This is a genomic window from Pseudoalteromonas sp., assembly GCF_041629635.1.
Taxonomy (GTDB): Bacteria; Pseudomonadota; Gammaproteobacteria; order Enterobacterales; family Alteromonadaceae; genus Pseudoalteromonas.
Window position 1 is genome coordinate 1 of the sequence record NZ_JBFKMX010000191.1, and the last position, 5,255, is coordinate 5,255.

Genomic DNA, 5,255 nt, shown 5'->3' on the forward strand with positions numbered 1-5,255 from the left:
ATCACAGTGGATAGCCAGTGATAAGGTGCAAGCAATAGTGATCACTGGTGGTACAGGGTTTACTGCACGCGATTCAACACCGGAAGCTTTGGCGCCATTATTTGATAAAGAAGTTGATGGTTTTGGCGAACTATTTCGTCAAATTTCATATCAGCAAATTGGCACATCGACCATTCAATCAAGAGCTGTTGCGGGTTTTGCTAATGGTACGGTGATTTTCGCCATGCCAGGTTCCACCAACGCCTGTAAAACGGCTTGGCATAACATTATTGTTGAACAGTTAGATGCATCTCATCGGCCATGTAATTTTGTGCCGCAATTAAAGCAAACACAAAGCGCACTGTGTGAACCGCGAGGCTAATATGACGTTATTTACACATGTTGATGAGCAGGGGGCTGCGAGCATGGTTGATGTTAGTGAAAAAACACCATCAACACGAGTTGCGAATGCCTATGCCCGTATATCTATGGATCAGACCACTTTTGATTTATTAGTGGCTAACGCTAATGCAAAGGGAGATGTGCTGCAGGTTGCTCGGATTGCAGGCATTCAAGCCGCGAAACGCTGTGCTGACTTAATTCCACTATGTCACCCTTTGTTGCTTAGTAAAGTTCAGGTTGATTTAGAGTGTGATGCCGCGCTTTGCTGTGTACATATCAAAGCTATGGTGAAATTGACCGGCCAAACGGGGGTTGAAATGGAGGCTCTCACGGCGGTCAATATAGCGGCACTTACTGTCTTTGATATGTGTAAAGCAAGCGACCCAGAAATGGTCATTAGCCATTGTCATGTCAGCCATAAAGAAGGTGGTAAAAGTGGTGAGTTTAGTCATTCGCAACACCATGCTTTAACTGTTTAGGAGGCATTAAATGAAAATTTTATTTTTTGGTCGGTTACGGGAAATGCTGAATTGCAGTGAACTCGAAATACATGACATTGAAATTCAGACACTTGCTCAACTGCGCAGGCTGTTGGCTGAACGCGGTGAAAAGTGGCAGGAGTTCTTGCTAAAAGACAATGCTCTTGCTGCGATCAATCAAGCAATGGCATTGGAAACAGATACTGTAACGGCCTCAGATGAGGTGGCGTTTTTTCCACCGGTAACGGGAGGGTAATATGATAAAAATACAACATCAAGATTTTGATTTGAATGCACTTTATACAGATTTAAAACAGCATAATTTACATGCTGGCGCAATTGTCACATTTACTGGATTGGTACGTGATTTTAACCAAGGCAATGATGTCACGGGACTGTTTTTAGAACATTACCCAGGTATGACCGAGCGTACCCTTGAGGCGATTATTGAAAAAGCCAAAGAACGTTTTTTTGTTGATCGTGTGGATGTTATTCATCGAGTAGGTCAGTTGAGTTTGGGCGATCAAATTGTTTACGTCGGAGTGTCTAGCCAGCATCGTGAAGAAGCGTTTGATTGTGCTCAATATGTAATGGATTATCTTAAAAAGCAGGCCCCTTTTTGGAAAAAGGAAACGACAACACACGCGGATGTATGGTTAACACCTGCAGATAAAGATCAAACGGCTTATTTAAATTGGGAGTAACTTTAAGTGCGGTTTTGCTTGCAGCTTTACTTTATTTGTTGGTTATTTGTATCGGGTACAGCAGATGCGCAGCCCTTACGAATTGCGGTGGCTAGTAATTTTAAAGCCCCTTTACAGCAAGTTGTAAGTGAATTTGAAAAGATTTATCAAATAAAGGTGTCATTATCGTCAGCCTCTTCTGGAGTGCTTTATCAACAAATTAGCCATGGCGCACCGTTTGATCTATTTCTTTCAGCAGACGAATATCGACCTAATAAATTAATCGAGTATGGATTGGCTGTTGCTGCCAGTAAACAAGTGTATGCGATAGGTGAATTGGCATTTTATTCTCCTAATCAATATACCAGTCTGTCGCAGCTAAACAATGACGAGACACTTGTTTTAGCTATAGCGAATGGCAAACATGCACCTTATGGCATTGCCACACAGGCGTATTTAGAAAAATACTTTGAAGCGCTTTCGGTTAAAACCGTGACGACTAATAACATTGCTCAAACTTTTCAGGTAGTGCACTCTGGTAATGCAAAAGCGGGGTTTGTCGCTTTGAGTCATTTACTGGCGCACAATATAGCAATATCTGATTATCAAATACTCGATACTGAAGAGTCATCTATAGCGCAATATGCGGTTGTTATTGCAGCTTCAAGACAACAAGATAAAGCACAGCAATTTCTTAGCTATTTAAATTCCGCATCTGTACAGCAACAATTGTCGCGCTGGGGATACCATTAATGGTGATGATATCAAACAGCGAAATAATGGCATTTTGGTTGACTGTTAAACTTGCCTTAAGCACCATGGCGATTCTTCTTGTTATAGGTATTCCTTTGGCATGGTGGCTTAGCCAAAGTCGTTCTTTTATTGCGCGTATTATCGAGTCTCTAGTGGCGCTGCCGATTGTACTACCGCCCACTGTATTAGGCTTTTATTTATTAATTGCGTTTTCACCACAGACGTTTATCGGTGGTTGGTTTGAAACTCTAACAAACCAACAATTGGCATTTTCCTTTTGGGGGATTTTAGTTGGCTCACTGATCTATTCATTGCCTTTTGTAATACAGCCATTACAAGCAACGTTTGCTGATATGGATCTCCAGTTACTCGAAACGGCCTATTCATTGGGTGCATCAAAGTGGGATAGTTTTATTAACATTGTCTTGCCTATTTCGCGCAATGGCATTATCAGTGCTGGTTTATTATGTTTTGCCCATACGGTAGGGGAGTTTGGTGTGATCTTAATGATTGGTGGCAATATTCCGGGGGAAACCCAAGTGTTGTCCATTGCACTATTTGATGCGGTGGAATCAATGGAATATGACAAAGCACATACAATTTCTGCCGGTTTACTGATTTTTGCTGTGTTAAGTCTAGCTGTGATTAATTATTTAAAAAGGCCGCGCAGATGTTAGCTGTGAATGCTGAAATTGTTCTTGCACAACGTCATTTCCATTATCAGATAGCGACCAAGTCAGAGAGTCAATGCATTGGTATTGTTGGCGAATCAGGCTGTGGGAAATCGACATTATTTAAGATAATTGCGGGGTTTGCGCCCGAGGCGACGGGTAGTATACAGGTAAAGGATAAAGTGTTACAGGACGCTAATGTATGGTTAACGCCTCAACAGCGTAATATTGGCTATGTGTTTCAAAATGCACGATTGTTCCCGCACTTAAATGTGGAACAAAACTTGGTGTTTGCATATAAACGATCGACGCAACGTATGTTCTCATTTGAGCAGGTAGTCTCAACCATGCAGCTAAAACCTTTGCTCGCAAGAAAAACACATTTTTTATCAGGAGGTGAACAACAACGAGTGGCTATTGCTAGAGCAATCCTGAGCAGTCCGCAGCTACTTTTACTTGATGAACCACTTACAGGTATTGATAAAAATCAAAAATTGCAATTGCTTGATTATTTAAAACAAATAAAACAAGAATATACGATCCCCATGTTGATGATCTCGCATAATCATGATGAGTTATGCCAACTCGCAGAAGAGATTATCAACATTGATTAGTTGCTGTTGCAACTTTCGTTCGTAAAGATTTATTTATCCATTAAAAATTATTTTGCAGATTAATTTATTTGCTCTAATGCTAGTTATGTATTATTAATGCTTTGTTTTGTATTTTCGTGAATTCTTCTTTAAATTAAATTGTAACTAATTATACTAGCGCCCAATTTTTATTCGGAAATATCAGCTTTTTCATGCTTAAAAATAATTGGCAATTTAAGCCTTTTTTACTTGATGTATTTGCCATGAATAGTTTTTCTTACGCAGTTGCTTTTGTGGTTGAGATTTTGATTGCGCAAATGAGTTGGGGTGAGCATTTTAAAATTAGACTATTTGCTTTTATTGTTAACTCAGTAGTTGCGCGCCCTTATACTTTATGGCGCGAAAAGGTCTACCAACTGACGACAACCACAGAGCAAGATGGTTTTTTAAAACACTATTTAGTGGATAGCTTCGTTTTTTTGTCTTTTCAGTTACCGATTTACGTTGGTAGTGCCATTTTAGGTGGCGCGGATACGTCAGAAATTATCACAGCAGCAGTCACAATTACATGCATTGCAGGGTTATTAGGTAAACCTTACGGTATGTACCTAGATTGGTTAACCCGAAAAGCTGGTTTAACACTTAATAACAGGGTGGCTTAATGAAGCTTATTAGTAATCAATTTGAAGACAAATCAAGCTGTCTTGGTATTATTGCAGGAACAGAAACGGATACTATTTTTGGACTCAACTTTTTGCAAAGTAGAGGCTACTTCGGCATTGGTAGCCCGATCTCTGAGTCTCCTCAAGCACAAACCCAATTGCAGGCACTCGATAAAGAGCAATTGACAGCTATGGTATTAAATACTGTGGATTATTTAGCTGAAAATGGGGCACAAAGCTGCATGATTTATTGTAATTCGTTAAGTGGCGCGATTGATTTGGAAAAAGTACAGAGTACTTCGGTTATACCGATTATTACCCCACTAGAAGTGTATGCTGAACTAACCAAGCAATATCGTAACTTTGGTCTATTGGCAGCAAATTGCCAAAGCTGTGCCAACATTGAGCGAATTATTTTAAGTAAAAACCCAACAGCGAAAGTGATTGGTATCGGCAATTTACAAATTGTCGAAGACATCGAGGCTGGGGTAGATCCTAATATTATTATTGGGCTTCATGCTTTGACTGATCTGACGAATGCGCTCGTTAAATCAGGTGTGCAAATTTTCATTATGGGTTGCACCCATTTTGACTATTTCTTTGATCAGCTTAATGACATTACACAAGGCATAAAATTGTTTTTACCTTCAGAGCGGATGCTTGAAATTTTAGTTGAAAACCGCAAGGTAAACTCTTAATTCACAGGGAACATCAGTTCCCTGTATGCTATAGAGAATTAAGCTGGTTGCTGGTGGTAATGCCGTTTGGCATGCTCAACACGACGACCTTTACTAAAGGCTGTTACAGGCTTTAAATAGCCGATAACCCGAGTTGCATAATCGATCTCAAGGCTACCGCATGCACTGCAATTTTGTTGAGTTTGTTTGTCTATATGGCCGCAGTCGTGACACAGTGTACTTTTGACATTAATACAAAAATAATTACACCCCGTTTTGGCTGCAATATTGAGTAGTTGTAAATAAGCGGGTGCGCTGAGGTGTTCGTCTAAATTAAGATGTAGAGCACTGCCGCC

Annotated in this window: 10 protein-coding genes; 9 read left to right on the forward strand and 1 reads right to left on the reverse strand. The window is 40.2% G+C overall.

The window, feature by feature from the left end:
- The 9 genes from ABYD77_RS17520 to ABYD77_RS17560 all read left to right on the forward strand — a co-directional run.
- A partial coding sequence (locus tag ABYD77_RS17520; protein ID WP_372771388.1) for a molybdenum cofactor synthesis domain-containing protein occupies positions 1–361 on the forward strand: 361 nt, incomplete at its 5' end.
- Position 362: 1 nt separating this feature from the next.
- Positions 363–860, forward strand: coding sequence for a cyclic pyranopterin monophosphate synthase MoaC (gene moaC / locus ABYD77_RS17525; protein WP_372771389.1), 498 nt, complete (start codon positions 363–365; stop codon positions 858–860).
- A gap of 10 nt (positions 861–870) precedes the next feature.
- Positions 871–1,116: a MoaD/ThiS family protein gene (locus tag ABYD77_RS17530; RefSeq protein ID WP_372771390.1), complete on the forward strand. Its 246-nt coding sequence runs from the start codon at positions 871–873 to the stop codon at positions 1,114–1,116.
- A gap of 1 nt (position 1,117) precedes the next feature.
- Positions 1,118–1,564: a molybdenum cofactor biosynthesis protein MoaE gene (locus ABYD77_RS17535; protein WP_372771391.1), complete on the forward strand. Its 447-nt coding sequence runs from the start codon at positions 1,118–1,120 to the stop codon at positions 1,562–1,564.
- A gap of 6 nt (positions 1,565–1,570) precedes the next feature.
- A complete protein-coding gene (gene modA, locus ABYD77_RS17540) occupies positions 1,571–2,296 on the forward strand; it encodes a molybdate ABC transporter substrate-binding protein (protein ID WP_372771392.1) in 726 nt (241 codons plus the stop codon).
- Between the two features lie 26 nt (positions 2,297–2,322).
- Complete coding sequence (modB, locus tag ABYD77_RS17545) at positions 2,323–2,973, forward strand: molybdate ABC transporter permease subunit (RefSeq protein WP_372771393.1); 651 nt, start codon at positions 2,323–2,325, stop codon at positions 2,971–2,973.
- Complete coding sequence (locus tag ABYD77_RS17550; RefSeq protein WP_372771394.1) at positions 2,967–3,581, forward strand: ATP-binding cassette domain-containing protein; 615 nt, start codon at positions 2,967–2,969, stop codon at positions 3,579–3,581. Before modB ends, ABYD77_RS17550 begins: the two co-directional genes overlap by 7 nt.
- Positions 3,582–3,772: 191 nt before the next feature.
- A complete protein-coding gene (gene alaE, locus ABYD77_RS17555) occupies positions 3,773–4,222 on the forward strand; it encodes an L-alanine exporter AlaE (RefSeq protein WP_372771395.1) in 450 nt (149 codons plus the stop codon).
- The gene (locus ABYD77_RS17560) at positions 4,222–4,920 is read left to right on the forward strand and encodes a hypothetical protein (RefSeq protein ID WP_372771396.1); all 699 of its coding nucleotides are present in this window, start codon (positions 4,222–4,224) and stop codon (positions 4,918–4,920) included. Before alaE ends, ABYD77_RS17560 begins: the two co-directional genes overlap by 1 nt.
- 38 nt (positions 4,921–4,958) lie before the next feature.
- Here the strand turns inward: ABYD77_RS17560 and nrdD are convergent.
- The coding region (gene nrdD / locus ABYD77_RS17565) for an anaerobic ribonucleoside-triphosphate reductase (protein WP_372771397.1) at positions 4,959–5,255 on the reverse strand (297 nt) is incomplete at its 5' end.